Source organism: Humibacillus xanthopallidus (assembly GCF_006716675.1).
Taxonomy (GTDB): Bacteria; Actinomycetota; Actinomycetes; order Actinomycetales; family Dermatophilaceae; genus Humibacillus; species Humibacillus xanthopallidus_B.
On sequence record NZ_VFPM01000001.1, the window covers coordinates 536,871 to 562,298 of the forward strand.

A 25,428-nucleotide genomic window follows, 5' to 3' on the forward strand; every position below is an offset into this window, starting at 1 on the left:
CGCGGTCGGCCCGGACCCCTTGTGGTCGGCCTGCGCCCGGGTGGGGTCGTCTCTGAGGGGTGACGGCCCCGCCCACCCTGGTTCGTGGCCGACGCAGGCCGCGGCTCAGGCGACGGGTCGCTCCTCCTCGAAGGGACGCCCCGCTTCGACGCCGCGATCCCCCTCGAGGCGGACATACGGCTCACCCTGCCCCGGCCGCAGGTCCTGCTCGCCCCGCGCCGGCCACAGCGACATCGCCCGCTCGGCCTGTGCCGTGATCGTGAGGCTGGGGTTGACGCCGAGGTTGGCCGACACGGCAGCTCCGTCGACGACGTGCAGGCCCGGGTAGCCCCACACGCGGTGGTACGGGTCGATGACCCCCTGCTCGGGCGAGTCCGAGATGACCGCGCCCCCGAGGAAGTGCGCCGTCATCGGGATGTCGAGCACCTCACCGACCGACGACCCGGGGAAGGCCCGCTCCCCCGTCGTCCGCTCGAGGCCCGCAGCGAGCTCGCGCACCGCCTCGTTGCCCTGGGGGATGTAGGTCGGGTTCGGCGCCCCGTGACCCTGCCTCGACGTGAGGTGCCAGCCGAACAGCCCGCGCGCCCGCGACACCGTGATCGAGTTGTCCGACGTCTGCATGACGAGGGCGATGACCGATCGCTCGCTCCAGCGCCGGTTCGACAGCGACCGCGCGAGCAGAACGGGGTGGCGGGCCGCCTTGCCCGCGAAGCGTGCCCACCGGGGTATGCCGCCCCCGCCGTCGACCTGCATCACCGCGAGAGCGCCCATGAGGTTCGACCCCTTGCCGTAGCGGACGTTCTCGAGATGGGTCGTCTCGTCGACGTGGAAGCTCGACGTGATCGCCACGCCACGGGTGAGGTCGACCTCCCGGGGCACCCGCTTGGTCATCGCCCCACCCAGCGCCTCGGAGTTCGTCCGGGTCAGCTCGCCGAGCCGGTCCGAGACACGCGGGAGCCCCCGCCCCTCCGGCTGCGCCTTCATCGCCTGGAGCAGCTGCGCGGTTCCCCACGCCCCCGCGGCGACGACGACCTGGCCCGCGGTCACGGTGCGCTCCCCCGCCCGGCGGCGACCCCACGCTCCGCTGCGGACGGTCGTCACGGCATACCCCTGCTCGGGCGACGCCGGGTCGAGCGGACGCACCCGCGTCACCGTGCGCAACGGTTCGATGGTCACGCCGCGACGCTCGGCGAGGGCGAGGTAGTTCTTGACGAGGGTGTTCTTGGCGCCGACGCGGCAGCCGACCATGCAGTTGCCGCACTCCGTGCACCCCGTGCGTGCCGGGCCCTCGCCGCCGAAGTAGGGGTCGGGCACGCGGCGCCCGGGCTCGCCGAAGAAGACGCCGACGGGGGTCTTGCGGAAGGTGTCGCCGACGCCGAGTGCTGTCGCCGTGTCGCGCATGAGCTGCTCGACCGGCCCGTCGCACGGGTTCTGCACGACACCGAGCATGCGCTGGGCCGTCGCGTAGTGCGGCGCGAGCTCGGCCTGCCAGTCGGTGATGTGCCCCCACTGCCGGTCGCGGAAGAACGGCGCGGGCGGCACGTAGAGGGTGTTGGCGTAGTTGAGCGAGCCGCCACCCACGCCGGCCCCCGCGAGGACGACGACGTCGGGGAGGCGGTGGATCCGCTGCACGCCGAAGAGCCCGAGCCGCGGTGCCCAGACGTAGCGGCGGACGTCCCAGCTCGTGCGGGCGAAGTCCTCGTCCTCGAAGCGGCGACCCGCCTCGTAGACGTGGACGCCGTAGCCCTTCTCGGCGAGACGGAGTGCCGCGACCGAGCCACCGAAGCCCGAGCCGATGACGACGACGTCGTGGTCAAAGCTCATGCCCGCAGCCTACGGACGGCAGGCCACCTGTGGCTACCGATCGGTAATAACGGTTGGCTCAGGCGCCGAGATAGGGCGACACGACAACCTCGACGCGCTGGAACTCCTTGACGTCGGAGTAGCCCGTCGTCGCCATCGCGCGGCGCAGGGCCCCGATGATGTTCGTCGTGCCGTCGGCCTGCCGGCCCGGCCCGAAGAGGATCTCCTCGAGCGAGGCGTGCGCGCCCAGCTCGATGCGCTCGCCGCGGGGCAGCTCCGGGTGGTGCGCCTCGGGGCCCCAGTGGTAGCCGGCGCCGGGGGCATCGCTCGCCCGGGCGAGGGCGGCTCCGAGCATCACCGCGTCGGCGCCGCAGGCGACCGCCTTGACGATGTCACCCGACGTGCCGACACCGCCGTCGGCGATGACGTGGACGTAGCGGCCGCCTGACTCGTCGAGGTAGTCGCGACGGGCCGCGGCGACGTCGGCGACCGCCGACGCCATGGGCGCGTGGATCCCGAGGGTCGTGCGCGTCGTGTGCGCGGCCCCGCCGCCGAAGCCGACGAGGACGCCGGCCGCGCCCGTGCGCATGAGGTGCAGGGCCGCCGTGTAGGAGGCCGCGCCGCCGACGATGACCGGGACGTCGAGCTCGTAGATGAAGCGCTTGAGGTTGAGCGGCTCGGCCCGGCCCGACACGTGCTCCGCCGAGACCGTCGTGCCACGGATGACGAAGAGGTCGACCCCGGCGTCGACGACGGTCTTCCAGTGCTGCTGGGTGCGCTGCGGCGACAGGGCGCCGGCGACGGTGACCCCCGCCTCACGCAGCTCGCGCAACCGCTCGGTGATGAGCTCGGGCTTGATCGGCTCGGCGTAGATCTGCTGCATGCGCGACGTCGCGGCCCCGGGCTCGAGCGCGGCGATCTCGGCGAGCTGCGTCGCCGGGTCCTCGTAGCGCGTCCACAGACCCTCGAGGTCGAGCACCGGCAGCACGCCGAGCTGGCCGAGTGCGATGGCGGTCTCGGGCGAGACGACCGAGTCCATCGGGGCCGCCATGACCGGGATGTCGAAGTGGTAGGCGTCGATCTGCCACGACACCGAGACCTCCTCGGGGTCGCGGGTGCGCCGGGAGGGCACGACAGCGATGTCGTCGAAGGAGTAGGCGCGCCGTCCGCGCTTGCCTCGGCCAATCTCGATCTCGGTCACCGGGCCAGCCTATCGACCCACCCCGACGACGGCGTATGCCGTCCGGCGGGCTCAGCCGGACGGCATACGCCGCCCGTCGGCTGCGCCCCGTGCCGTCGAGTGCCCACTTTCCGACGTCGAGAACTGAGCACTCGACCTCAACCCCGGGATCCCGGATGGTCGAGTGCCCACTCTCCGACGTCGAGAACTGAGCACTCGACCGGGTGGTCAGCCGATCGAGTAGTTGGGCGCCTCGACGATGCCCTGGATGTCGTGCGGGTGGCTCTCCTTGAGCGAGGCCGACGTGATGCGCACGAACTGCCCCTTCTCCTGGAGCTCGCCGATGGTGCGGGCGCCGACGTAGAACATCGACTGGCGCAGCCCGCCGAGCATCTGGTGGGCGACCTGCGAGAGCGGCCCGCGGTAGGCGACGCGGCCCTCGATGCCCTCGGGCACGATCTTGTCGTCGGAGTCGACCTCGGCCTGGAAGTAGCGGTCCTTCGAGTAGGACTTCTTGCCGCGGCTGCTCATCGCACCGAGGGAGCCCATGCCGCGGTAGGCCTTGAACTGCTTGCCGTTGACGAAGATGAGCTCGCCCGGGCTCTCCTCGCAGCCCGCGAGGAGCGAACCGATCATGACCGAGTCGGCGCCCGCGACGATCGCCTTGGCGATGTCGCCGGAGTACTGCAGGCCGCCGTCGGCGATGACGGGCACGCCTGCCGGCTTGCAGGCCTGGGCGGCTGCGTGCACGGCGGTGATCTGCGGCGCGCCGACACCGGTGACGATGCGGGTCGTGCAGATCGAACCCGGGCCGACCCCGACCTTGACGGCGTCGGCGCCGGCGTCGACGAAGGCCTGGGCGCCCTCGCGGGTCGCGACGTTGCCGCCGATGACCTGCACGTGGCGGGTGGCGGGGTCGCTCTTGAGGCGGTCGACCATCTCGATGAGCAGGCGGACGTGGCCGTGGGCGGTGTCGGCGACGAGCACGTCGACGCCGGCCTCGATGAGGGTCGTCGCCCGCTCCCACGCGTCACCGAAGTAGCCGATCGCCGCGCCGACCATGAGGCGGCCGTCGGCGTCGTTGCTCGCGTCGGGGAACTGCTCGCCCTTGACGAAGTCCTTGACGGTGATGAGCCCGGCGAGGTGGCCCTCGGAGTCGACGATGGGCAGGCGCTCGCGCTTGTGCTGGCGCAGCAGTGCCGTCGCCTCGTCGCGGTCGATGCCGACGGGCCCGGTGATGAGCGGCATCGGGGTCATGACGTCGCGCACGAGCGTTGTCGCCCACTCGGCAACCGGCGTGAAGCGCAGGTCGCGGTTGGTCACCATGCCGATGAGCTTCTTGTCCTCGCCGATGACCGGCAGGCCCGAGACGCGGTACTCGCCGCAGATCGCGTCGAGCTCCTCGAGCGTGCGGTCGGGCCCGATGGTGATCGGGTTCGAGATCATGCCCGTCTGGGTCCGCTTGACGAGGTCGACCTGGTAGGCCTGGTCCTGGATCGAGAGGTTGCGGTGCAGCACGCCGAGGCCACCCTGGCGGGCCATCGCGATGGCCATCCTGGCCTCGGTGACGGTGTCCATCGCCGCGGAGACGAGCGGCACCCGGAGCGTCAGCTCACGGGTGAGCCGCGTCGAGGTGTCGATGTCGGTGGGGGCGAGGTCGCTGTAGCCCGGCAGGAGGAGCACGTCGTCGTACGTCAGCCCCATCGAGGCGAAAGCAGCGGGGACGTCAGACGATCCGAGGCTCATTGCTCGATTCTACGTGCCTCGTGCCGAGGCCCTGACCACGGCCGGCGGGGGTGGATCAGGGCCGTGCGGCCGGCGGCGTTTGCGCGTCGGGCGCCGACCCGCGGGGTGACGCGGAGCCGTTCGATGCCGCGGAGGCGTTCGATGACGTCGGCGCATTCGATGCAGCGGGCGCGTTCGCTGCCGCGGAATCCTCGTACGACGACGACGCCGACGACCCCGTGCCGTCGGGCTTGGACGGGGAGGCGCCCTGGCCCGCCTGGTCCTCTTGACCCGGCTGTCCCGCCTGACCCGGCTGTCCCGCCTGACCCGGCTGGCCCGACGTAGCCGCCTGACCCGACGTAGCCGCCTGACCCGACTCGTCGGTCGAGGACGACGCGCCGGCGACCACGCTGGACGATGCCTCCGAGGTGGCGCTCGTCGCCGCGCGGGACGCCTTCCTGGACGACGATCCGCTGGCGCCCGAGCCGCTCTTGCTCGAGTCGGACGTCGTGAGCGCCTGCGTCGTCGTGGGGGTCTCCGACGGAGTGGCCGCCGGGGTCGGGGCGAGCGCCAGGCTCTCGGTGGGCGTAGGCGCGGGCGTCACTGCGGTGGGCTTGGGCTTGTTCTGTCCCTTGCCCGCCTTGCCGGTGTTGCCCGAGTCCGGCTTCTTGCCGCCGTTGGCGCCGGCCGCCGCGCCACCGTCGCCGGCGCTGTCGCCGGAGCCGTCACCGGTGCTGACGGCCGCCGGGAGCTGCGTCGCGTCCGCCTTGCTGCCCGTGCCGCTGGTGGCGGAGCCGCTGCCCTTGGTGCCGTTGCCGCTCGCCTGAGGGGTGCCCGTCAGAGCGCCGGCCCCTCGGCTGGAGGCTCCGTCGGCGAGCGCTCCGGCGACCGCACCCGGCAGGGAAGCGGACGCGGGCGCGAGCACGATCTGCCCGTCGGCGCGGCGCACGAGCACGAGTCCGCGCTCGGCGCCGAGGTCGGCGTCCGCGGGGATGCCCAGTCGCGAGAGCAGGGCACTTGGCCGGTTGCTCGAGGCGTTGGCGTCCATGGCCTGCTCGATGCGGGCGCGGTCGGCCGCGCCGGGCACGAAGTTCGGCAGCGTGACCGCCGCCGCGACCCCCGCGCCCGAGGCACCGACGGCAAGGACGGCGAAGGCCGCGAAGACCCGACGGCTGTGGGCCCGGCGCCGGCGAATCCGCCCGGTCAGCGGACGGTCGGCATGGGCGGCGACAGCGCAGAGCAGCGCGGCGACGGGCTCGTCACCTGCGGGCAGTCGGCCAGCCAGCCGGTCGAGGAGCAGGTCGTCGGCGATGAGGTCGTCGATGGGAGTTGGGTCGCTCATGCCACACCTCCCCGGCTCGACTCGGCCATCAAGGTACGGAGCTTGCCGAGCGCCCGGTGCTGGGCCACGCGGACCGCGCCGGGCGACATACCGAGGGCTGCGGCGGTCTCGTCGGTCGAGAGGCCGACGGCGACGCGGAGCGTGAGGATCTCGCGCTGCTGCACCGGCAGCTGCTGCATGAGCGAGAGGGCGGTGGCGGCCTCGTCGCGCATCACTGCCGTCGACTCGGGGCCGGGCGACTCGTCGACCTCGTCGGGGATGTCGCAGACGGGAGAAGGCCCGCGCATCGCGGCGCGCTGGGCGTCGGCGAGCTTGCGGGCGGTGATCGTGTAGACGAAGGCCTCGAAGGGCAGGCCGCGCTCCTCGTAGGTCGGCAGGGCCGTCATCACAGCCATGCACACCTCCTGCGCGACGTCTTGAGCCGTGTCCTCGGCTCCGAAACGGCCGAGGCGGACACGTGCGTACTTCAGGGCCATGTCCCTGACGCGGGCCAGCAGCTCGTCGCGCGCATGGGTGTCGCGCGCGGCGGCAGCCGCCAGTTCACGAAGCGATGCGGGTGCGTCCACCCGTTCCATCGCCCCGAGGGCACCGGGCGTTACGCCGGCACGCGAAGTCCAAGCCAGACCCATCTGAGTTCTTCCCCCGAACTCCTCGAGCCACCGGCGATGCTCCGCATCAACGATGACGCCTGTCAAAGCGAGCCCAATCGTAGGGCCTCGCCGGCACACCCTGGGGGTTCCGCACTCCGAGACTCCCCAGTCCGAGCATGCCATCACCATGGCGAATCTTGAACAAGTCTTGAAGATTCCGGCCTTTAACCGTGATCCGGTGCCCGGTTAGCGTCGATTCGCGGCATCACCCCAGACAAGCGGTGGGCCAATGGACGACAGGCGGCACCCACACCGCCCGAGCGAAAGTCGAGTTTGATGGCTGAGATCACCCGCCTCCCCGGACCCGTTGCCGACCTGTGGGACTGGCAGCTCGAAGGCGCCTGCCGCGGCGTCAGTCCCGAGGTCTTCTTCCACCCCGAGGGCGAGCGCGGCCCGCGCCGCCGCAACCGCGACGCGCAGGCCAAGGCCGTGTGCTCCGCCTGCCCCGTCATGGTCGAGTGCCGCTCGCACGCCCTCGAGGTCCGCGAGCCCTACGGCGTCTGGGGCGGCCTCACCGAGGCCGAGCGCGAGTCCCTCTACGAAGGCCCCATCTCGGGCTCCATCCAGGCCGCCTCCTGACGGGCGTCCACGGGCGTCCGAAGCCTCTGAGGAGCCCTGGATCGCCTGCCTCCCCCAGCTCTCGGCCGCGCGGACGACGGGGTCCGCGCCGGTCGAGATGCAGCGAGGGCCGCTCCCATCGGGAGCGGCCCTCGCCGTGATTCAGGGTGATTCTCGGTGACTCACGGACAGTGGCTGCTCACGCAGCCGGCTGCCGTATGCCGGGTGGCTCGGTACGAGCGCCGGGCTCAGCGAGCGCCGGGCTCAGTGACCGTGCCCGTGCCCGTGGCCACCGGCCGCGGGCTCCTCGTCCTCGGGCTTGTCGACGACGAGGGTGTCGGTCGTCAGGATCATCGAGGCGATCGACTCCGCGTTGCGCAGGGCCGAACGGGTCACCTTGACCGGGTCGATGACGCCGGCAGCCATGAGGTCGCCGTATTCGCCCGTGGCGGCGTTGAGGCCCTGCCCGAGGGGCAGCTCGGCCACCTTGGAGGTGACGACGTAGCCCTGGAGGCCGGCGTTCTCGGCGATCCAGCGCAGCGGCTCGGCAACGGCCTTGCGGACGATCGCCGCACCCGTCGCCTCGTCGCCCTCGAGGCCGAGGCCGTCGATGACGGTCGCCGCGTGGATGAGGGCGGTGCCGCCACCGGCGACGATGCCCTCCTCGATCGCGGCGCGGGTCGCCGAGATGGCGTCCTCGATGCGGTGCTTCTTCTCCTTGAGCTCCACCTCGGTGTGCGCGCCGACCTTGATGACGCAGACGCCACCGGCGAGCTTGGCGAGGCGCTCCTGGAGCTTCTCGCGGTCCCAGTCGGAGTCGGTGCGCTCGATCTCGGCCTTGATCTGGTGGACGCGGCCGGCGACCTCGCCCTCCTCGCCGTTGCCGTCGATGATCGTCGTGTCGTCCTTGGTGAGCACGACGCGGCGGGCCTGGCCGAGGACGGTCAGGTCGGCCTGGTCGAGGCTGAGCCCGACCTCGGGCGCGATGACCTGGCCACCGGTGAGGATGGCGATGTCCTGGAGCATGGCCTTGCGGCGGTCGCCGAAACCGGGCGCCTTGACGGCCGCGACGTTGAACGTGCCGCGGATCTTGTTGACGACGAGCGTCGAGAGGGCCTCGCCGTCGACGTCCTCGGCGATGATGAGCAGCGGCTTGCCCGACTGCACGACCTTCTCGAGGACCGGGAGCACCTCGGCGACCGAGGAGATCTTGCCCTGGTTGATGAGCACGTAGGCGTCCTCGAGGACGGTCTCCATGCGCTCGGTGTCGGTGACGAAGTAGGCCGAGAGGTAGCCCTTGTCGAACTGCATGCCCTCGGTGAACTCGAGCTCGGTGGCGGTCGTCGAGGACTCCTCGACGGTGATGACGCCGTCCTTGCCGACCTTGTCGAAGGCCTCGCCGATGAGCGTGCCGAGGGTCGAGTCCTGCGCCGACAGCGTCGCGACCGAGGCGATCTCGTCCTTGCCCTCGAGCTCACGGGCGTTGCGGAGCAGCTCGTCGTTGACGGCCGTCACGGCCTTGTCCATGCCGCGCTTGAGGGCGGCGGGAGCGGCGCCGGCGGCGACGTTGCGCAGGCCCTCCTTGACCATGGCCTGGGCGAGCACGGTCGCGGTCGTCGTGCCGTCACCGGCGACGTCGTTCGTCTTGGTCGCGACCTCCTTGGCGAGCTGGGCGCCGAGGTTCTCGTAGGCGTCCTCGAGCTCGATCTCACGGGCGATGGTCACGCCGTCGTTCGTGATCGTGGGGGCGCCCCACTTCTTGTCGATGACGACGTTGCGGCCCTTCGGGCCGAGCGTCACCTTGACGGCGTTGGCGAGCGCGTCGACACCGCGCTCGAGGGACTTGCGGGCGGAGTCGTCGAACTCCAGCATTTTGGCCATGGTGTTCCTTCAGGCTCGGATTGCGTTGCGGCTGAGTAGATCTGGGTGAAACGGAACGCACCCCGGGGAGACCCCGACGGGGCTCACCGGGGTGCGTTCACGGCATACAGCTGATGAGTGGTGCTCAGCCGACGATGGCGAGCACGTCACGTGCGGAGAGGATCAGGAACTCCTCGCCGCCGTACTTGACCTCGGTGCCGCCGTACTTGCTGTAGATGACCTTGTCGCCGACCTGGATGTCGAGCGGGACGCGCTCGTCGCCGTCCTCGTTCCAGCGGCCGGGACCGACGGCCAGGACCTCGCCCTCCTGGGGCTTCTCCTTGGCGGTGTCCGGGATGACGAGGCCGGACGCGGTGGTCTGCTCGGCCTCGAGGGACTTGACGACGATGCGGTCTTCGAGCGGCTTGATGGAAACCGACACGGTGGTGACCTACCCTTCGGGACTTCTCGATAAAGGACTACGAACTGTGGCTCTTCAAGGCTGGCCGCCGTCGCGGGGGTCGACCGCCCTCGGAGAGGGAGCTGGCACTTTCGGGGTGAGAGTGCCAACAAGACAGAATCTAGGCAGGCGTTAGCACTCGGTCAAGTCGAGTGCCAAAAGTCGGCCCGATCGAGGCTGCCTCCGGCACCTGCGAGGATGGCGGTCATGGACGCCGCCCTCGTCGATCGCCTCTCGCGCGGTGAGGGCTGGGCACTGCTGTCGGCCCTGCCGCCCTACGACGAGGCCACCTCGCTCTCGCTCCAGGAGAGCCTGCGCGGCGCCGGCTTCGACGCCGAGCTCGTCGCCGCGGCGATGACCCAGTCGCGCCTGCGCGCGCGGGCCGTCGAGAAGTTCGGCGACTTCGCCGCGGGCATGCTCTTCACCCCCGACGGTCTCGAGCAGGCCACCCGGCTGCCCATCGCCGCCCGCCACGCGCAGCGGTATGCCGCAGCCGGGGTCTCGCTCGTCCACGACCTCGGGTGCGGGCTGGGCTCCGACGCGATGGCCCTCAGCTCGCTCGAGATCCCGGTGGACGCCGTCGACGCCGATCTCGCGACGTCCCGGGTGGCAGCCGTCAACCTGCGTCACTGGCCCTCGGCCAGGGTCTCGTGCGAGCGAGCCGAGGACGTCGACCTCACCGGTGCCCGTGGCAGCGGCGCCGGTGCCTGGCTCGACCCTGCTCGCCGGGTCAGCGGGGTCGCCGACGCGCGTGGCCGCACGAAGCGGGTCTTCTCGCTCGACGCCATCTCGCCGTCGTGGGACCACGTGCAGCACGTCGCCCAGCAGGTGCCGGCGACGGGTGCGAAGCTCTCCCCCTCGATGCCCCACGGCGCCGTGCCCGCCGGCACCGAGGCGCAGTGGACGTCGTGGCACGGCGAGGTGCTCGAGTGCGCCGTGTGGTGGGGGCCGCTCGTCACGACGGTGGGGCGCACCGCGGCGGTGTGCACGGCGACGTCGACGTCGGTCGTCACCCAGGCCGACGCCCGCCCCGCGCTCGACCACCCGGGGCTCGCCTCGGTGCACGACCTCGGCGAGTGGCTCTACGAGCCCGACCGCGCCGTCATCCGGGCCGGCCTGACCGGCGCGCTCGTCGCGGCCGTCGACGGCGCCGAGCTCGCGACGGGGGTCGGCTACGTCACCGCGTCCGGCGCCCACGAGCTGCCGTGGGCGAGGCGCTACCGGATCGTCGAGGCGATGCCGCTGTCGACGAAGCGCCTGGCCCGGTGGCTGCGCGACCAGGGCCATGACCGCGTGACGATCAAGAAACGGGGCGTCACCCTCGACGCCGACGTGCTGCGGCGCCAGCTCAAGATGACCGGTCGCGGCAAGGGTGGCTCCGAGGCGACCCTCGTGCTGACCCGCATCGGCGGCGGCCAGGTCGCCCTCGTCGTCTCCGCCGCCTAGAGCCCCCGCCATCTCCGGATCGCCAACTCGCGGGTCGGTGTATCTGCGCGGGCCAGGGCCCTCGCGGATACATCGACGCGAGCCGGCGATCAGGAGGTGGCGGAGTACTTCGCGTGCAACGCGCTCCAGGTCGCGTCCCAGTCGGGCGCAGTGCTGCCGTCGAGGTGGGCACCGAGCGAGCGGACGTAGGTGTCCCACCCGGCGGCATACCCCGGGGCCTGTGGGGCCGGGAGCCCCTCGTGGCGGAGCGTCAGACGGGAGCCGGCCCCGTCGGGGTGCACCTCCACGGTGACGAGGGTCGGCGCGTCGCGGACCGGCCACTCCCAGACGAGCACCGTGGGCGCCGCGCACGAGACCACACGGCAGACCGGCGTGTCGGCGTCGTCGAAGTGGATGGTGAAGTGGCCACCCGGCCGCAGGTCGCCGGTCACGGGGGCGAACCACCGGGCCAGCCGCACGGGGTCGGTGCACGCCTGCCAGAGGTCGTCGGGCGACGTCGCGTAGTGCCGCTCGAAGACCGCCGCCACCGCCTCGCCGTCGCGCTCGATCCGGCCCAGCACCTCGGTCAGCTCGCTCATCACCGCTCCTTCGAGTCGTCCGCCCGCGGTCGCGTGCGGACGCCTCGAAGGTAACATCACGGTTACGTAGCGGACAAGGTACTCAAGGGAGGGTCAGAGCGCGGCGTCGGGCTGGGCGCCGACCCAGCGCACGGCCGCCGCCCCGGCGGCGTTCGCTGCCTCCAGCGCCGTCTGCCGGTCGGCCCCGCTCGCGAGGGCAGCGGCCAGAGCGCCGCAGAAGGCGTCACCGGCACCGACCGTGTCACCGAGGTCGCGCGACGCCACGGGTATGCCGTCGACGCCGTGGGTGCCCCACCGCGCCCCCGCTGCGCCGAAGGTCACGAGCAGCGACTCCGGCAGCAGGTCGGAGTCGGCGAGCAGGGCCATCTCGGTCTCGTTGACGACGACGGGGTCGGCGAGCGCGATGACGTCGGGCGGCAGGGCGGCATACGGGGCGAGGTTGATGACGACGCGGGCACCGGCCGCGTGGGCAGCTCGCGCGGCGTCGGCGACCGTTGCGAGGTCGACCTCGAGCGAGCAGAGCAGCACGTCACCGGACCCGAGCCGGCCGGCCTCCTCGACGAGAGACCGGTCACGCTCCCCGTTGGCGCCGGCGATGACGATGATCGAGTTCTCGCCCTCGTCGTCGACCGTGATGAGGGCCGTGCCCGTCGGGGCGGTGGGGCTGCTCGACACGGACGAGGCGTCGACGCCGAGCGACCGGAGGCGTTCGACGTATGCGGCCCCTGCCTCGTCGGCGCCGACGCGGGCGAGCATCTGCACCTCACCCGTCGCGGCCCGGGCCGCGGCCGCCGCCTGGTTGCCGCCCTTGCCTCCGGCGAAGCGGCCGCCGGCTCGCCCGAGGACGGTCTCGCCGGGGTGCGGGTGCCGCTCGACGAGGGTGACGACGTCGACGTTGAGGGAGCCGAGCACGACGACGCGACCCATCAGGACTCCCCCAGCCGGCCGAGGAGGGTGTCTCGCCAGAGCTGGGCATAGGCAGCACTGTCGACCTTGAGCGCGACGTGCACGCGCAGGGGGGCCTCGCCGTGCGGGTCGTGCTTCATGTCACCGCTCCAGTCGCGGCGGTCGACGATGGTGCGGCCGCGCGACCACGTGCCGGCGAGCTCGACGCGCAACGGCAACAGCTCGGTCGTCATGGAGGCCCGGTCGAGGACGGCGCACACCGCCCCGGCGTCGCCGATCGTGGAGGCGTCCCGGGCGAAGCGCTGGTGCTGGAACTGCATGAGCCGCCCGCCGAGCTCGGCCGCCCCACGGCCGCCGACCGCGACGAGCTCGACGGCCTCCTCGCGGGTGATGACCGGCTCGTAGAAGACGTCGAGGCCGTACATCGTCACCGGGATGCCGAGGTCTGCCGCGGCGTCGAGCGCGATCGCGGCGGCCTCGGGGTCGTGGAAGACGTTGAACTCCGCCGAGGCCGTCGCGTTGCCGACGTCGGCCGCGCCGCCCATGAAGACGATCTCGGAGATGCCCTCTGCCGCTTCGGGATACGTGCGGAGCAGGAGCGCGATGTTCGTCAGTGGCGCGAGGGGCACGAGCGTGACGGCACGGCCCTCGGCAGCCGCCGCCCGGCATACGTCACGGAGGAGCTCGACGGCGTGGCGGGGGTCGGGACGCAGGTCGGCAGCGGGCCAACCGAGGTCGCCCATGCCGTCGTCACCGTGGACGTGTCGCGCGTCGACGGGGTGCTCGAGCAGTGGCCGGGCGGCACCTCGGGCGACCGGCACGTCGGTGCGGCCAGCTGCCCGGAGCGCGACGAGCGTGTTGCGCACGACATCGTCGACGGGGGCGTTGCCACCGACGCACGACACGGCGCGCAGGTCGAGGTCGGGGTGCAGCGCCGCGAGGAGGATCGCGCACGCGTCGTCGACGCCGGTGTCGACGTCGAGCACGATCGGGATCGGCCGGGAGGTGTGGGCGGTGGGCGCGGTGCTCGTCACCTCGGCAAACTACCCTCCCGCACCGACCGCAGCAGCCTGCGGCGGTTCCATCGCGTCGGGCGCCGCGGGTTAGGGTCGGGCGATGCCCAGCCGTATGCCGTCCCGCGCCGTCCTACCCGTGGCGCTCCTCCTCACCTCGCTCGTCGCGGCGTGCTCGTCGGGCAGCGCGACCGATGCAGGCACGACCGGTGCGGCGCCGGCCACGACGAGTGCCGCGAGCGCGACGACGAGCACAGCGGCTCCCACGAGTGCCGCGGCGACGACGGCCACCCCGACGCCCAGCGCCACGACGACGACGCCGGCCACACCGGCGTCGTGCGCCGCCCGCATCGTGGAGGGTCTCGATCCTGCCGAGCAGGCGGGGCAGCTGCTCATGGTCGGCCTCGACGACGGCGCCTCGCGCACGAGCCTCGACCGCCTCGTGGCGCGTCGGCACCTCGGCGGGGTCATCCTGCTCGGCGGGTGGGCAGAGGGCACGACCGGCGTGCGCAGCACCACGCGCCACCTCGAGGGTCTCGCCTCGCCGAAGGCCACCGCCGGGCTCGGCCTGCTCATCGCCGCCGACCAGGAGGGCGGGGCCGTGCAGCAGCTCAAGGGCACCGGCTTCAGCACCATCCCGTCTGCCCGGGTGCAGGGCAGGGGCAGCGCGGCCGACCTCGAGGACGACGCGACGCGGTGGGGCCGGCAGCTCAAGACGGCCGGTATCAACGTCAACCTCGCCCCGGTCGCCGACACCGTCCCCGCGTCCCTGGGCACGGCGAACGGGCCGATCGGCAGGTACGGACGGCAGTTCTCGAGCGATCCGGAGCGCGTCGCCACGATGGTGCCCGCCTTCGTCGCCGGTATGCGTGCCGGCGGGGTCGCGTCCACGGTGAAGCACTTCCCCGGCATCGGACGCATCGTCGGCAACACCGACGTCACCGCCCGCGGCATCACCGACTCCCGCACGACCGCTGACGACCCCTACCTCGAGCCCTTCGCGGCCGGCATCGCGTCGGGCGTCGATCTCGTCATGGTCGGGTCGGCGATCTACAGCAAGCTCGACCCCGGCACCAACGCCGCCTTCTCGAAGGCCATCGTCACCGACCTGCTCCGCGGCCGCCTCGGCTACTCAGGCGTCGTCATCACCGACGACGTCGGCGCCGCGAAGGCTGTCTCCGCGATCCCGGTCGGCGCGCGCGCGACCCGCTTCGTCGATGCCGGCGGCGACATCGTCCTCAGCGCCCCACCGTCGACGATCCCGACGATGCACGACGCCCTCACGACCACGATGAAGGCTGACCCAGCCTTCGCGGCGAAGGTCAGGGCCGCCGCCACCCGCGTCGTCGACCTCAAGCTCCGCATGAAGCTGGCCACCTGCCCCTGACCCGGCGCCGTCCCAGTCGAGCGCCGGGTGGTCGGGAGCGGCATCGGCGGCGCCCACGGCATACGGCAGCCAGCGAAGGCGGCTCTTCGTACTTGAGCGGGGCGCCCGGTAGTTGACGGGGCTCGTGGCCCCGACATGCTGTTGGTCTCTCACAACGCGACAACAGCGAGGCCACGAGCATGAACGAGGGTACGTCAGTGCTGCTCGGGCTGGAGGACGAGTTCGCCGTCCTGCAGCTGAGCCGAGTCGACCCGGACACGGTGAAGATCGTCATCGAGGTCATCGACCCGGAGGGCGCCTGCCCCGGCTGCGGAGTGCCCACCTCGAGGGTCAAGGAACGGCCGCTGGTCCGGGTCAAGGACCTGCCCGCCTCGGGCCAGCGGACCGAGCTGTGGTGGCTCAAGCGGCGCCTGGTGTGCCCCGAAGTCCATTGTGCAACAGTGACGTTCACGCAGCAGTCCACCGCGGTACCGGCGCGGGCGAGGCTCACCACCCGCTTGCGGGAGAAGATCGGCTCGGCGATCGCGTCGGGCAACCGTGCGGTCAGCGAGGTCGCCGGCGAGTACGGAGTGGCGTGGTCGACCGCGCACCGGGCGCTCATCACGATGGCGAACCGGTGGCTCCCGGAGCCGGAACCGACCCGGGTCCTCGGGATCGACGAGACCCGCGCCCGCTCGGTGCGCTGGGTGCTGCAGGAGGCCGGCTGGAAACGGTCGGACCCGTGGATGACCAGCTTCGTGAACGCCGACCCCACCGCCCCCGGGCGGCTGCTCGGCCTGACCCCGGGTCGCTCCGGCGCGTGCGTGACCGAGTGGCTCGCGCTACAGACGCCGGCGTTCCGGTCCGGGGTCGAGCTGGTCGTGATCGACCCCTCGGCGCCGTACGCGGCCGGGATCCGCACCGCGCTCCCAGACGCGCGGATCGCGGTCGACAAGTGGCACCTCGTCGCCCTCGCGAACCTGATGGTCACCCAGGTGAGGCAGCGGATCACCCGGCAGCTGCACGGCCGTCGAGGGGTGGCCACCGACAAGGTGTGGGCCAGCCGGCAGCTGCTGCTGACCGGCTACGAACACCTCTCACCCAAGCAGCGGGCCCGGTTCCAGGCAGCCCTCGCCGCCGAGGACCCGACCAACGAGATCGCCGCCGCGCACGCCGTCAAGGAACGCCTCCGCATGCTGCTGGCCGAACACGAACCGCATCTCATCCGGCGCCGCCTGTACGACTTCTACGACGCCGCAGCCCGCGCCGACATGGAGGAGACCACCCGGCTCGCGACCACGATCGACACGTGGTGGCCGGCCGTGCTCGTCGCGCTCACCGAGGACGTCACCAACGCCCGCACCGAGGGCTTCAACCGGATCATCAAGCAGACCAAGCGTGTCGGATGCGGGTTCACCAACATGGACAACTACAGAAGGCGCATCATGGTCCACATCGCCCTCACCCGAGGGCAGAGACCAGCAGCATGAAATCAGCACCCGCCCCGCTCAAATGCGGAGAGCTGCGAAGGCTGGGACGGGCGCCGACGCTCCACGCCGCGAGCGCCCAGCGGGCACCCGACGGGACTGACCGATCAGGACTGGACGAGCGTGACTGGCATCGACGAGTCCGTCGGCAGACCGAGGTCGCTCGGCTCGCGCCCCTTGGCGACCATCTGCGCGCCGAGCGCCGCCACCATGGCGCCGTTGTCGGTGCACAGCCCCGGGCGCGGCACGCGCAGCGTCACCCCCGCCATGTCGCACCGCTCCTGGGCCAACGCACGCAGTCGTGAGTTCGCCGCCACGCCGCCGCCGATGAGCAGGTGCTCGACCTCGTGCTCCTTGCAGGCGAGCAGGGCCTTGCGGGTCAGCACGTCGACGACCGCCTCCTGGAACGACGCAGCGACGTCGGCCACCGGAACGCTCTCCCCCGCCCGGTGCCTCGTCTCGACCCAGCGGGCGACCGCCGTCTTGAGCCCGGAGAACGAGAAGTCGAAGCGGTGCCGCTCGAGGTCACGCCCCATCGTCAGGCCGCGAGGAAAGTCGATGGCGATCCGATTCCCTTCTCTCGCAGCGCGATCGATGTGCGGACCTCCGGGGAACGGCAGGCCCAGCACGCGGGCGACCTTGTCGAAGGCCTCGCCGGCCGCGTCGTCCATGGTCGCGCCGAGGGAGCGCACGTCGTTGGTGATGTCAGGCACGAGAAGGAGTGACGAGTGACCACCGGAGACGAGCATCGCCATGGTCGGCTCGGGCAGCGGGCCGTGCTCGACGATGTCGACGGCGACGTGCGAGGCGAGGTGGTTGACGCCGTAGATCGGCTTGTCGAGGGCCACGGCCAGTGCCTTCGCCGACGCGACCCCGACGAGGAGGGCACCCGCGAGACCCGGCCCCGACGTCACAGCGATCGCATCGAGGTCGCGCAGCGCGACGCCGGCGTCGCGACAGGCCCGCTCGATCGTCGGCACCATCGCCTCGAGGTGCGCTCGGCTCGCGACCTCGGGCACGACACCGCCGAAGCGGGCGTGCTCCTCGACGCTGCTCGCGACCGTGTCGACGAGGAGCGTCTCGCCGCGGACGATCCCGACGCCGGTCTCGTCGCACGACGTCTCGATGCCGAGCACCAGTGGCTCGTCGCTCATCGGTCTCCCTCCGTCAGCAGCCGGCGCATGACGAGCGCGTCGACGTCACCGGGCTGGTAGTAGCGGCGGCGCACCGAGATGACCTCGAAACCGTTGCGCTCATAGAGATTTCGCGCCGCGTCGTTGTCGGCTCGCACCTCGAGGATCAGCGCCTCGCACCCCCGCGAGGCGGCGCGGTGCACGAGGTCGTCGAGCAGCAACCGTCCGATTCCCTTGCGCTGGTGGGTCGGCGACGTCGCCACGGTCATGACGTCGGCCACGTCACCCGAGACGTCGAGACCGGCATACCCCACGACGGCGTCGTCGGCGACGGCGACGACGTAGTCGCGGCGCGGGCGTCCGGCGAGCTCGGCCCACCAGGTCTGCTCCGACCACGCGTCGTCGGCGAAGAGCTCTCTCTCCATCGCGGCGAGGCTCGCGAGGTCGGTCCACTCGAGCTCGCGCAGGGTCACGTCACTCACCCCAGCGTCGACTTCGTGCTCGGCGGCGCGGGCGCCGCGTCGGGCCGGCGGAGGTAGAGCGGCTCGAGTCCGTCGAAGCCGCCACCGGGCTCCACCTGCTGCCGTATGCCGTCCGGATGAGCGGGTGCCACGGCGAGCCGGCGCGCGGCCAGGTCGGCAAGCGCTCCCCCGCTGACGTCGAGGGGGCCGACCGCGAGGGGCAGGCTGTCGGCATAGAGAAGGGCACCCCGGCCGGCCGCGGGCAAACGCTGGATCTCCGGCTCGAGGTCGGCCGCCCGCGAGACGAGCGGCCCGGCCACGCGCGTGGCGGCGGAGTCTTCTAGGACGTAGGTGGCGGCATACACCTCCTTGCGGCGGGCGTCGGTAGCGACGAGGAGGTCGCCCCGGCGCCCACTGAGCCAGGCCTCGTGGGCCAGCGCGTCGAGGCTCGTGAGGCCACGCACCGGCAGGCCGAGCGCGAAGGCGAAGGTGCGGCCGGTGACGATTCCGACGCGCAGCCCGGTGAAGGGGCCCGGGCCGATGCCGACGACGACGTCGGTGACGTCCGTCGCGGATGCGCCGGCCTGCGCCAGCGCGGCCCGGACGCCCGGCGCCAGGTGCTCGGCATGCGCCCGCGCGTCGAGGGTCGTCACCTCCGCGACGACCGAGGACCCGTCGTGCAGGGCCGTGGTGATCGCCGTCGTCGAGGTGTCGATCGCGAGCAGGAGCACGTCGGTCAGGCTACCGAAGGCGGGAGGTCGGCCAGCACGTGCTCGAAGCGGGAGCCGACGGCGACCGCGTGCGCCGTGCGCTCGACGTCGCCGGAGATCGTCAGCTCGAGGCGGGTGTCGCTCAGCTGCTCCGCGAGACCCGCTCCCCACTCGACGACGATGACGCTCGCGTCGAGATCAGCGTCGAGGTCGAGGTCGTCGAGCTCGATGGCACTGCCGAGGCGGTAGGCGTCGACGTGCACGAGTGCCGGGCCGCCGACGAGCGATGGGTGCACCCGGGCGATGACGAAGGTCGGCGACGTGATCGGCCCGCGCACGCCGAGCCCCTCGGCGATCGACTGCGTCAGGGTCGTCTTGCCCGCCCCGAGGTCACCGGTGAGGACGAGCAGGTCACCGCCGTGCAGCAGCGCCCCGAGGGCGCGGCCGAACTGCTCGGTGTCCTCGAGGGTCTGCCAGCGGAAGTCACGCTCCACGAGAGGCGTCTCCGCGTCGCTTGCGCAGCAGCTCCTCGGCCTCGCGCTCGAGGCGGCGCTGCCGGCGACCCTTCGCGACGTCGGTGACGACGCGGCGCACGCGCGGCTGGCGCGAGAGGTCGATGCGCGCGGCGCGCGCACGGGCGGCCTGGTCGATGAGCTGCACGAGGTGGGCGTTGAGCAGGTCGGGGTGCTCGAGCATGATGACGTGCCCCGCGTTGTTGACGACGACGTGCTCGGCGCCGGGGATGCCCTCGACGATGAGCTCGCTGTGCGACGGCGGCGTGAGGATGTCCTCGCGGCCGTTGAAGACCAGCGTCAGCGCATGGCGGAACTCGAGCAGCGCCGGCCGCTTGTCGAAGCCGTCGAAGGAGTGCAGGTAGTCGTTGATGACGTCGAGCGGGGTGCCGAGCAGGATGTCGGCCGTGTAGCGCACGACCGACCGCGGCACGGGTGAGGCGAAGGAGTTCTGCTCGACGAGGAAGTCCTCGACGTCGCGACCCACCCGGCGCAGGCGGCCGAAGAGCTCGGGGCGCGTGCTCAGAGGGCCGAGCACCGGTGGCCCCAGCCGGTCGAGGGCGTGGCGCCCCAGCGTGGCGACCCGGCCGCCGTTGGCGAGGCTGAGGCCACCTGCGCTCGTCGCGACGAAGGCTGCACCGGCCACCCGCTCGAGGACGAGGTCGGGGTGCCGCTCGCCGAGGGCGAGCATCGTCATGCCACCCATCGAGTGGCCGACGAGCACGAGGTCGCCGGTCGGCACGAGCTGGTCGATGACCGTGCGGAGGTCCTCGCCGAGCCGGTCGATCGTGTAGGTGTCGCGGCCTCCGCGGCCCGACTGCCCGTGGCCACGCTGGTCCCAGCTGACGACCCGGTAGCCGGCGGCCTTGAGCGCCCGGCGCTGGTAGACCCAGCAGCGGAGGCTGAGGCAGTAGCCGTGCGTGAGGACGACCGTCGGCAGCTCCTCGGGCCGCCCTCGGCGCGTTGCACCCTCGGCGGCAGCGGCCGCCGCCTGAGCGTCGGGCACGTCGACCTCGCAGTGCAGGGCCACTCCGTCGGCCGTCAGCACGACGTGCTCCTCGTCGGGCACGATGTCGAGCAGCTCGGGCGTCTCGAGCGCGGCCATCGCGGCGCGGTGCCGGCCGGCCCGGTCGGCCGCGATGCCCGCGGCGACACCCGCGGCGACGCCGAGCGTGGCCGCGGCGATGCCGAGGACGGGGTTGCGACGCGGGCTCATGCGCCCTCAGCGCCCTCGGCGCCGTCAGCGCCCTCAGCGCGCAGGTGCAGGCGCGGCACGCGCGGGCCGAGCCGGGTGACGATCTCGTAGCTGATGGTGTCGGTCGCGTCAGCCCAGTCCTGCGCCGTCGGCTCGCCCGGAGCGCCACCGAAGAGGGTGACGACATCGCCTGCGCCGGCGGTCGACGTCGGGCCGAGGTCGACCACGACCTGGTCCATGCAGACCCGCCCGGCGATCGCCGTGCGACGGCCGTCGGCGAGGAGCGGCCCGACGTTCGTCGCGTTGCGCGGGATGCCGTCGGCATACCCGGCCGGGATGAGCCCGACGACGGTGTCGGCGTCGGTGACGTAGGCGTGTCCGTAGCTGATGCCCTGACCGGCGGGCAGCCGCTTGACGAGCGCCAGGCGGGCGCGCACCGTCATCGCCGGTCGCAGCCCGAAGTCGTCGTCGACCTGCGGCACCGGGGTGAGGCCGTACATCGCGATGCCGGGCCGCACGAGGTCGGCGTGCGCCGAGGGGTGCACGAGCGTCGCGGCGCTGTTGGCGAGGTGACGCACCTCGGGGCGGCAGCCGGCCCGCTCCGCGATCGCGACGGCCTCGAAGAAGCGCTCCTGCTGCGCGAGGACGGTCGGGTGCTCGGGGGCGTCGGCATGGGCGAAGTGCTGCCAGATGCCGACGACGCGCACGGCGCCCTCGGCCTCGAGCGGGCGCACGTGGCGCACGAGGTCGTCCCACGCCGCGCCGAAGGCCCCTCCGCGGCCGAGACCGGTGTCGACCTTGAGGTGGACCCGGGCCGTGCGGCCCTCGGCTCGGGCCGCAGCGGCGATCTCGTCGAGCACCCAGGGAGCCGACGCCGAGAGGTCGATGTCCCGGCGCACGACCCCGGCGAAGTCGGCGCCCGGCACCGACAGCCAGGTGAGCAGCGGCGTCGTCAGCCCCGCGTCGCGCAGGGCGAACGCCTCCCCGAACTGTGCCACCCCGAGCCAGCTCGCCCCGGCAGCGACGGCCGTGCGCGCGACGGGCAGCAGCCCGTGCCCGTAGGCGTCGGCCTTGACGACGGCCATGACGTCCGACTGCGGCGCCCGCTCGCGCAGCACCCGCACGTTGTGCGCGATCGCGGCGTGGTCGATCTCGGCCCACACGGTCAGCCCCTCCGTGGGGTCGGCAGCAGGGGCAGCGACGGCAGCGTCACGGAGTCGGGAGGGGGCAGGGTCGTTCACGGCTCAATTCTCTCAGTTGCGCAGGGGTGCTCGGGCCGCGGACCGGCTCACACGGGCGCCGTGCGCCCTCGGGCGAGGAGGTCGCGCACCGTCGGCCGTATGCCGTGTGCCACCGCCAGCGCCCGCAGCGGGCCCCCGCCGGAGACCCGGTCTGCCGCGACACCGTGCACGAGGGCACCGAGCGAGGCGGCGTCGTGCGGCTCGAGGCCGGCCGCGAGCAGGGCCCCGATGACGCCGGTGAGCACGTCGCCGGCCCCCGCCGTGGCGAGCCAGGGCGGCGCGTCGGCCTGCGAGCGCACGGGGTGCCCGGGCGTGACGACGAGCGTGGTGGCGCCCTTGAGCAGCACGGTCGCGCCGGTGAGGTCGGCGAGGCGCCGTGCGTGGGCGAGGGGGTCGGCCCCGACGTCGTCGGTCGTGACCTCGGGTGCCGACCCGGCGGAACCCTGCCCGAGCCGGGTCAGGAGCCGCGCGAGCTCGCCCGCGTGCGGCGTGAGCACCGTCGGCGCCGGGCGCGGGCCGTCGACGAGCTCGAGGCCACCGGCGTCGACGACGACCGGCAGGTCGCTGGCGAGCGCCACCCGAGCGGCAGCGAGCTGCGAGTGACCAGACGGCTCGGGCTCCTCAGCGGGCAGGCCCGGACCGACGGCCCAGGCCTGCACCTGTCCGGTGCCGATGACGGCCTCCGGCACGGCGGCGTGGACCAGCCCGACGGGGGTGGGCGACCCGACGTAGCGGAGCATGCCGACGCCGGCCTCGGCGGCGGCCGTCGTCGTCAGCACGGCGGCCCCGGGGTAGGCCTCGCTGCCGGCCACGACCCCGAGGACACCGCGGGAGTACTTGTCGTCGCCGGCGCCCGGCACCGGCCAGAGCAGGGCGACGTCGTCGTAGTCGAGCCGCTCGACCGCCGCGACCGCCTCGGAGAGGTCGAGGCCGATGTCGACGACGGTCAGCCGCCCGGTCGCGGCCTCGCCCGCGGGAAGCAGGTGAGCCGGCTTCGCGGTCGAGAAGGTCACGGTCTCGTCGGCCCACACGGCGTCGTCCTCGCCGGTCTCGCCGGAGGGGTCGAGCCCGCTCGCGACATCGACGGCGATGACCCAGGCGTCGTCGTCGATGGCATCGACGAGCCGGGCTGCGCGTGGCTGCAGCCCGGGCCGTCCGCCGATGCCGACGATGCCGTCGAGCACGAGGTCGGCCTCGGCGACGACCTGCGTGGCCGCCTCCTCGTCGTCGGCGGCGACGTGCACGATGGTGCCGGCGTCTTCCGCCGTCTCGAGCGCCTCCTGCCGGAGGGCGTCGCGACCGCCGTCTGCGAGCACCACCACCGCGCAGGCGTAGCCCGCGTCGGCGAGCTCGGCGACGGCATACAGCGTGTCACCGCCGTTGTCGCCCGAGCCGACGAGCCCGACGACGGTGCTGCCCTCGGAGTCCTCGAGGCGCGCTGCGGCGACCTCGGCCAGCCCCCCTGCGGCACGCTGCATGAGCTCACCCTCGGGCAGGCCCGCCATGGCCTGCGCCTCGGCGGCGCGCACCGTCTCGACCGAATGTGCCCGGATCATCAGCCCTCCGCGATGACGACTGCCGACGCGACACCCGCGTCGTGCGACAAGGAGACGTGCAGCGAGTCCACCCCGAGGTCGTTGGCCCGCGCGAGCACGGTGCCGCCGATCTCCAGCGAGGGCTTGCCGTCGCCGTTGGTGACGACCCGCGCGTCCGTCCAGTGCATGCCGGCCGGCGCGCCGAGAGACTTCGCGAGCGCCTCCTTGGCGGCGAAGCGGGCCGCGAGGGAGGCGATGCCGAGACCGCGCTCCTCCACGGTGAAGAGCCGCTCGCGCAGGGCAGGCGTGCGCTCGAGCGTCTGCTCGAAGCGCTCGATGTCGACGACGTCGATCCCGACCCCGATGATCACTCGACCGTGACCGACTTCGCGAGGTTGCGCGGCTGGTCGACGTCGAGACCCTTGGCCGTCGAGAGCCAGAGCGCGAAGACCTGCAGGGGCACGACCGTCAGCAGCGGGGCGAGCAGCTGCGACGTCGCGGGCACCGAGATCACCTCGTCGGCGAAGGGGACCACCGACTCGTCGCCCTCCTCCGCGATGACGAGGGTCCGGGCGCCTCGGGCCCGGATCTCCTGGATGTTGGAGACGACCTTGCCGTGCAGGCCGTGCTCGGCGGTCGGGGACGGCACGATGACGAAGACGGGCTGTCCGGGCTCGATGAGCGCGATCGGGCCGTGCTTCAGCTCACCGGCCGCGAAGCCCTCCGCGTGGATGTAGGCGAGCTCCTTGAGCTTGAGGGCACCCTCGAGCGCGATCGGGTAGCCGACGTGACGGCCGAGGAAGAGCACCGCGCGCGTGTCGGCCATGAAGCGGGCGATCTCCTTGACCCGGTCCATCCGGCCGAGCAGGGTCTCGATCTTGGCCGGCACCTCGCCGAGCTCCTTCATGACCGACTGCGCGTCGTCGGCGAAGGACCCGCCGCGCAGCTGCGCGAGGTAGAGCCCGAGGACGTAGCACGCGGTGATCTGGGCGAGGAAGGCCTTGGTCGAGGCGACCGCGATCTCCGGCCCGGCATGCGTGTAGAGCACGGCATCGGACTCGCGCGGGATCGTCGAGCCGTGGGTGTTGCACACCGAGATCGTCAGGGCGCCGAGCGACCTCGCGTGCTTGACCGCCATGAGCGTGTCCATCGTCTCGCCGGACTGGCTGATCGACACGACGAGCGTGCGCTCGCTGACGATGGGGTCGCAATAGCGGAACTCGTGGGCGAGGGCGACCTCGACGGGGATGCGCGTCCAGTGCTCGATGGCGTACTTCGCGACCATGCCGGCATACGCCGCCGTGCCGCAGGCGACGATCGTGATGCGGTCGACGGCCTCCAGCTGCTCCTCCGAGATGCGCAGCTCGTCGAGGACGAGGCGCCCGCTCGCGTCGGTGCGGCCGAGCAGCGTGTCGGCGACCGCGTGCGGCTGGTCGTGGATCTCCTTCTCCATGAAGGTCGCGTAGCCGCCCTTCTCGGCGGCCGCGGCGTCCCACGTCACCTCGTAGGCCGTGCCCTCGGCGGGCGTGCCGTCGAAGTTGATGACGGTCGCCCCGTCGGGAGTGATGGTGACGATCTGGTCCTGGGCGAGCTCGAGCGCGTGCCGGGTGTAGCCGATGAACGCCGCGACGTCGGAGCCGAGGTAGTTGGCGTCGTCGCCGAGCCCGACGACGAGCGGGCTGTTGCGCCGGGCGCCGACGACGACACCGGGCTGGTCGGCGTGGATCGCGAGGAGGGTGAAGGCGCCCTCCAGGTCGGCCACGACCGCTCGCATCGCCTCGGTGAGGTCGCCCCGCTCGTCGTATGCCGCGGCGACGAGGTGCGCGACGACCTCGGTGTCGGTCTCGCTGGAGAACTCGACGCCGTCGGCGAGCAGCCCCTGCCGCAACGCGTGGAAGTTCTCGATGATGCCGTTGTGGATGAGCGCGAGCTTGCCGTCGCGGCCACCGCGGTGCGGGTGGGCGTTGGCGTCGGTGGGGCCGCCGTGCGTCGCCCACCGGGTGTGCCCGATCGCCGTCGTCGAGCCCGCGAGCGGGTGGGCCTCGAGCTCGGCCGTGAGGTTGGCGAGCTTGCCCGACTTCTTGCGGGTCTCGACGTGGTCGCCGTCGACGAGCGCGACGCCGGCCGAGTCGTAGCCGCGGTACTCGAGACGGGCGAGGCCCTCCATGACGACCTCGAGCGCCGTGCTGTCGTTCGAGCGGCCGACGTAGCCCACAATTCCGCACATGGCGACCAGACTAGGGGACCGGTCGACCGTCCACGGGCCC

The 25,428-nt window shown here is 72.5% G+C and carries 23 protein-coding genes; 4 read left to right on the top strand and 19 right to left on the bottom strand.

Features of this window, described 5'->3' with window-relative positions:
* Positions 1-105: 105 nt before the first annotated feature.
* From FBY41_RS02260 to shbA, 5 genes are all read right to left on the bottom strand, one after another.
* A complete protein-coding gene (locus FBY41_RS02260) occupies positions 106-1,824 on the bottom strand; it encodes a GMC oxidoreductase (RefSeq protein ID WP_141841791.1) in 1,719 nt (572 codons plus the stop codon).
* Between the two features lie 58 nt (positions 1,825-1,882).
* Positions 1,883-3,004, bottom strand: a complete 1,122-nt coding sequence (locus tag FBY41_RS02265; protein WP_141841792.1) for a GuaB3 family IMP dehydrogenase-related protein — start codon at positions 3,002-3,004, stop codon at positions 1,883-1,885.
* A gap of 207 nt (positions 3,005-3,211) precedes the next feature.
* Positions 3,212-4,729 carry an IMP dehydrogenase gene (guaB, locus tag FBY41_RS02270; protein ID WP_141841793.1) on the bottom strand — a complete coding sequence of 506 codons (1,518 nt, stop codon included), beginning with the start codon at positions 4,727-4,729 and terminating at the stop codon, positions 3,212-3,214.
* A 55-nt stretch (positions 4,730-4,784) separates the two neighbouring features.
* Complete coding sequence (locus FBY41_RS02275) at positions 4,785-6,050, bottom strand: hypothetical protein (RefSeq protein WP_141841794.1); 1,266 nt, start codon at positions 6,048-6,050, stop codon at positions 4,785-4,787.
* Positions 6,047-6,625 (bottom strand): RNA polymerase sigma factor ShbA, encoded by a 579-nt coding sequence (gene shbA / locus FBY41_RS02280; protein ID WP_141841795.1) that lies wholly within the window; start codon positions 6,623-6,625, stop codon positions 6,047-6,049. The genes FBY41_RS02275 and shbA overlap by 4 nt, the downstream gene beginning before the upstream one ends.
* 351 nt (positions 6,626-6,976) lie before the next feature.
* On the opposite strand from shbA, the gene FBY41_RS02285 reads away from it, so the two are divergent.
* Positions 6,977-7,279 (top strand): WhiB family transcriptional regulator, encoded by a 303-nt coding sequence (locus FBY41_RS02285; RefSeq protein ID WP_141841796.1) that lies wholly within the window; start codon positions 6,977-6,979, stop codon positions 7,277-7,279.
* Positions 7,280-7,522: 243 nt separating this feature from the next.
* Here FBY41_RS02285 and groL read toward each other — a convergent pair whose 3' ends face one another.
* On the bottom strand, positions 7,523-9,139 hold the full coding sequence (gene groL, locus FBY41_RS02290) for a chaperonin GroEL (protein ID WP_141841797.1): 1,617 nt from the start codon (positions 9,137-9,139) through the stop codon (positions 7,523-7,525).
* A gap of 124 nt (positions 9,140-9,263) precedes the next feature.
* Positions 9,264-9,560: a co-chaperone GroES gene (gene groES / locus FBY41_RS02295; RefSeq protein WP_141821797.1), complete on the bottom strand. Its 297-nt coding sequence runs from the start codon at positions 9,558-9,560 to the stop codon at positions 9,264-9,266.
* A 225-nt stretch (positions 9,561-9,785) separates the two neighbouring features.
* Between groES and FBY41_RS02300 the strand changes: the two genes are divergently transcribed.
* Positions 9,786-11,024, top strand: a complete 1,239-nt coding sequence (locus tag FBY41_RS02300; protein ID WP_141841798.1) for a THUMP-like domain-containing protein — start codon at positions 9,786-9,788, stop codon at positions 11,022-11,024.
* Between the two features lie 89 nt (positions 11,025-11,113).
* On the opposite strand, the gene FBY41_RS02305 is transcribed toward FBY41_RS02300, so the two are convergent.
* The 3 genes from FBY41_RS02305 to FBY41_RS02315 form a co-directional block, all read right to left on the bottom strand.
* Entirely contained in the window at positions 11,114-11,602 is a 489-nt protein-coding gene (locus FBY41_RS02305) for an SRPBCC family protein (RefSeq protein ID WP_185748852.1), read from the bottom strand.
* Between the two features lie 93 nt (positions 11,603-11,695).
* Positions 11,696-12,529, bottom strand: coding sequence for a PfkB family carbohydrate kinase (locus FBY41_RS02310; RefSeq protein ID WP_141841800.1), 834 nt, complete (start codon positions 12,527-12,529; stop codon positions 11,696-11,698).
* Positions 12,529-13,542: a nucleoside hydrolase gene (locus FBY41_RS02315; protein ID WP_141841801.1), complete on the bottom strand. Its 1,014-nt coding sequence runs from the start codon at positions 13,540-13,542 to the stop codon at positions 12,529-12,531. The genes FBY41_RS02310 and FBY41_RS02315 overlap by 1 nt, the downstream gene beginning before the upstream one ends.
* A gap of 82 nt (positions 13,543-13,624) precedes the next feature.
* On the opposite strand from FBY41_RS02315, the gene FBY41_RS02320 reads away from it, so the two are divergent.
* Positions 13,625-14,908 carry a glycoside hydrolase family 3 N-terminal domain-containing protein gene (locus tag FBY41_RS02320; protein WP_141841802.1) on the top strand — a complete coding sequence of 428 codons (1,284 nt, stop codon included), beginning with the start codon at positions 13,625-13,627 and terminating at the stop codon, positions 14,906-14,908.
* Positions 14,909-15,087: 179 nt separating this feature from the next.
* Positions 15,088-16,377 carry an ISL3 family transposase gene (locus tag FBY41_RS02325; protein ID WP_141841803.1) on the top strand — a complete coding sequence of 430 codons (1,290 nt, stop codon included), beginning with the start codon at positions 15,088-15,090 and terminating at the stop codon, positions 16,375-16,377.
* 104 nt (positions 16,378-16,481) lie between these two features.
* Here the strand turns inward: FBY41_RS02325 and tsaD are convergent, their stop codons facing one another.
* Genes tsaD through glmS form a run of 9 tightly spaced genes read right to left on the bottom strand, consistent with a single transcriptional unit; the run spans position 16,482 to position 25,388 of the window.
* On the bottom strand, positions 16,482-17,528 hold the full coding sequence (gene tsaD / locus FBY41_RS02330) for a tRNA (adenosine(37)-N6)-threonylcarbamoyltransferase complex transferase subunit TsaD (protein WP_141841804.1): 1,047 nt from the start codon (positions 17,526-17,528) through the stop codon (positions 16,482-16,484).
* Positions 17,525-17,989, bottom strand: a complete 465-nt coding sequence (gene rimI, locus FBY41_RS02335) for a ribosomal protein S18-alanine N-acetyltransferase (RefSeq protein ID WP_141841805.1) — start codon at positions 17,987-17,989, stop codon at positions 17,525-17,527. The genes tsaD and rimI overlap by 4 nt, the downstream gene beginning before the upstream one ends.
* A complete protein-coding gene (gene tsaB, locus FBY41_RS02340; protein WP_141841806.1) occupies positions 17,986-18,699 on the bottom strand; it encodes a tRNA (adenosine(37)-N6)-threonylcarbamoyltransferase complex dimerization subunit type 1 TsaB in 714 nt (237 codons plus the stop codon). Before tsaB ends, rimI begins: the two co-directional genes overlap by 4 nt.
* A 5-nt stretch (positions 18,700-18,704) precedes the next feature.
* Positions 18,705-19,172 (bottom strand): tRNA (adenosine(37)-N6)-threonylcarbamoyltransferase complex ATPase subunit type 1 TsaE, encoded by a 468-nt coding sequence (gene tsaE / locus FBY41_RS02345; protein WP_141841807.1) that lies wholly within the window; start codon positions 19,170-19,172, stop codon positions 18,705-18,707.
* Complete coding sequence (locus FBY41_RS02350) at positions 19,162-20,406, bottom strand: alpha/beta fold hydrolase (RefSeq protein WP_141841808.1); 1,245 nt, start codon at positions 20,404-20,406, stop codon at positions 19,162-19,164. The genes tsaE and FBY41_RS02350 overlap by 11 nt, the downstream gene beginning before the upstream one ends.
* Positions 20,403-21,626: an alanine racemase gene (gene alr / locus FBY41_RS02355; RefSeq protein WP_141841809.1), complete on the bottom strand. Its 1,224-nt coding sequence runs from the start codon at positions 21,624-21,626 to the stop codon at positions 20,403-20,405. Before alr ends, FBY41_RS02350 begins: the two co-directional genes overlap by 4 nt.
* 47 nt (positions 21,627-21,673) lie before the next feature.
* Positions 21,674-23,182, bottom strand: coding sequence for a bifunctional ADP-dependent NAD(P)H-hydrate dehydratase/NAD(P)H-hydrate epimerase (locus FBY41_RS02360; protein WP_141841810.1), 1,509 nt, complete (start codon positions 23,180-23,182; stop codon positions 21,674-21,676).
* Positions 23,182-23,532 carry a holo-ACP synthase gene (locus FBY41_RS02365; protein WP_141841811.1) on the bottom strand — a complete coding sequence of 117 codons (351 nt, stop codon included), beginning with the start codon at positions 23,530-23,532 and terminating at the stop codon, positions 23,182-23,184. The genes FBY41_RS02360 and FBY41_RS02365 overlap by 1 nt, the downstream gene beginning before the upstream one ends.
* Complete coding sequence (glmS, locus tag FBY41_RS02370; RefSeq protein ID WP_141841812.1) at positions 23,529-25,388, bottom strand: glutamine--fructose-6-phosphate transaminase (isomerizing); 1,860 nt, start codon at positions 25,386-25,388, stop codon at positions 23,529-23,531. The genes FBY41_RS02365 and glmS overlap by 4 nt, the downstream gene beginning before the upstream one ends.
* Between the last annotated feature and the right edge of the window lie 40 nt (positions 25,389-25,428).

Coding starts and splice junctions, on each gene's coding strand:
- FBY41_RS02260 (WP_141841791.1), bottom strand. CDS start 1,824: ATGAGCTTTGACCACGACGTCGTCGTCATCGGCTCGGGCTTCGGTGGC.
- FBY41_RS02275 (WP_141841794.1), bottom strand. CDS start 6,050: ATGAGCGACCCAACTCCCATCGACGACCTCATCGCCGACGACCTGCTC.
- FBY41_RS02300 (WP_141841798.1), top strand. CDS start 9,786: ATGGACGCCGCCCTCGTCGATCGCCTCTCGCGCGGTGAGGGCTGGGCA.
- FBY41_RS02325 (WP_141841803.1), top strand. CDS start 15,088: ATGAACGAGGGTACGTCAGTGCTGCTCGGGCTGGAGGACGAGTTCGCC.
- shbA (WP_141841795.1), bottom strand. CDS start 6,625: ATGGAACGGGTGGACGCACCCGCATCGCTTCGTGAACTGGCGGCTGCC.
- guaB (WP_141841793.1), bottom strand. CDS start 4,729: ATGAGCCTCGGATCGTCTGACGTCCCCGCTGCTTTCGCCTCGATGGGG.
- FBY41_RS02305 (WP_185748852.1), bottom strand. CDS start 11,602: ATGAGCGAGCTGACCGAGGTGCTGGGCCGGATCGAGCGCGACGGCGAG.
- FBY41_RS02360 (WP_141841810.1), bottom strand. CDS start 23,182: ATGATCCGGGCACATTCGGTCGAGACGGTGCGCGCCGCCGAGGCGCAG.
- tsaD (WP_141841804.1), bottom strand. CDS start 17,528: ATGAGCGACGAGCCACTGGTGCTCGGCATCGAGACGTCGTGCGACGAG.
- FBY41_RS02310 (WP_141841800.1), bottom strand. CDS start 12,529: ATGGGTCGCGTCGTCGTGCTCGGCTCCCTCAACGTCGACGTCGTCACC.
- glmS (WP_141841812.1), bottom strand. CDS start 25,388: ATGTGCGGAATTGTGGGCTACGTCGGCCGCTCGAACGACAGCACGGCG.
- FBY41_RS02350 (WP_141841808.1), bottom strand. CDS start 20,406: ATGAGCCCGCGTCGCAACCCCGTCCTCGGCATCGCCGCGGCCACGCTC.
- FBY41_RS02285 (WP_141841796.1), top strand. CDS start 6,977: ATGGCTGAGATCACCCGCCTCCCCGGACCCGTTGCCGACCTGTGGGAC.
- FBY41_RS02320 (WP_141841802.1), top strand. CDS start 13,625: ATGCCCAGCCGTATGCCGTCCCGCGCCGTCCTACCCGTGGCGCTCCTC.
- groL (WP_141841797.1), bottom strand. CDS start 9,139: ATGGCCAAAATGCTGGAGTTCGACGACTCCGCCCGCAAGTCCCTCGAG.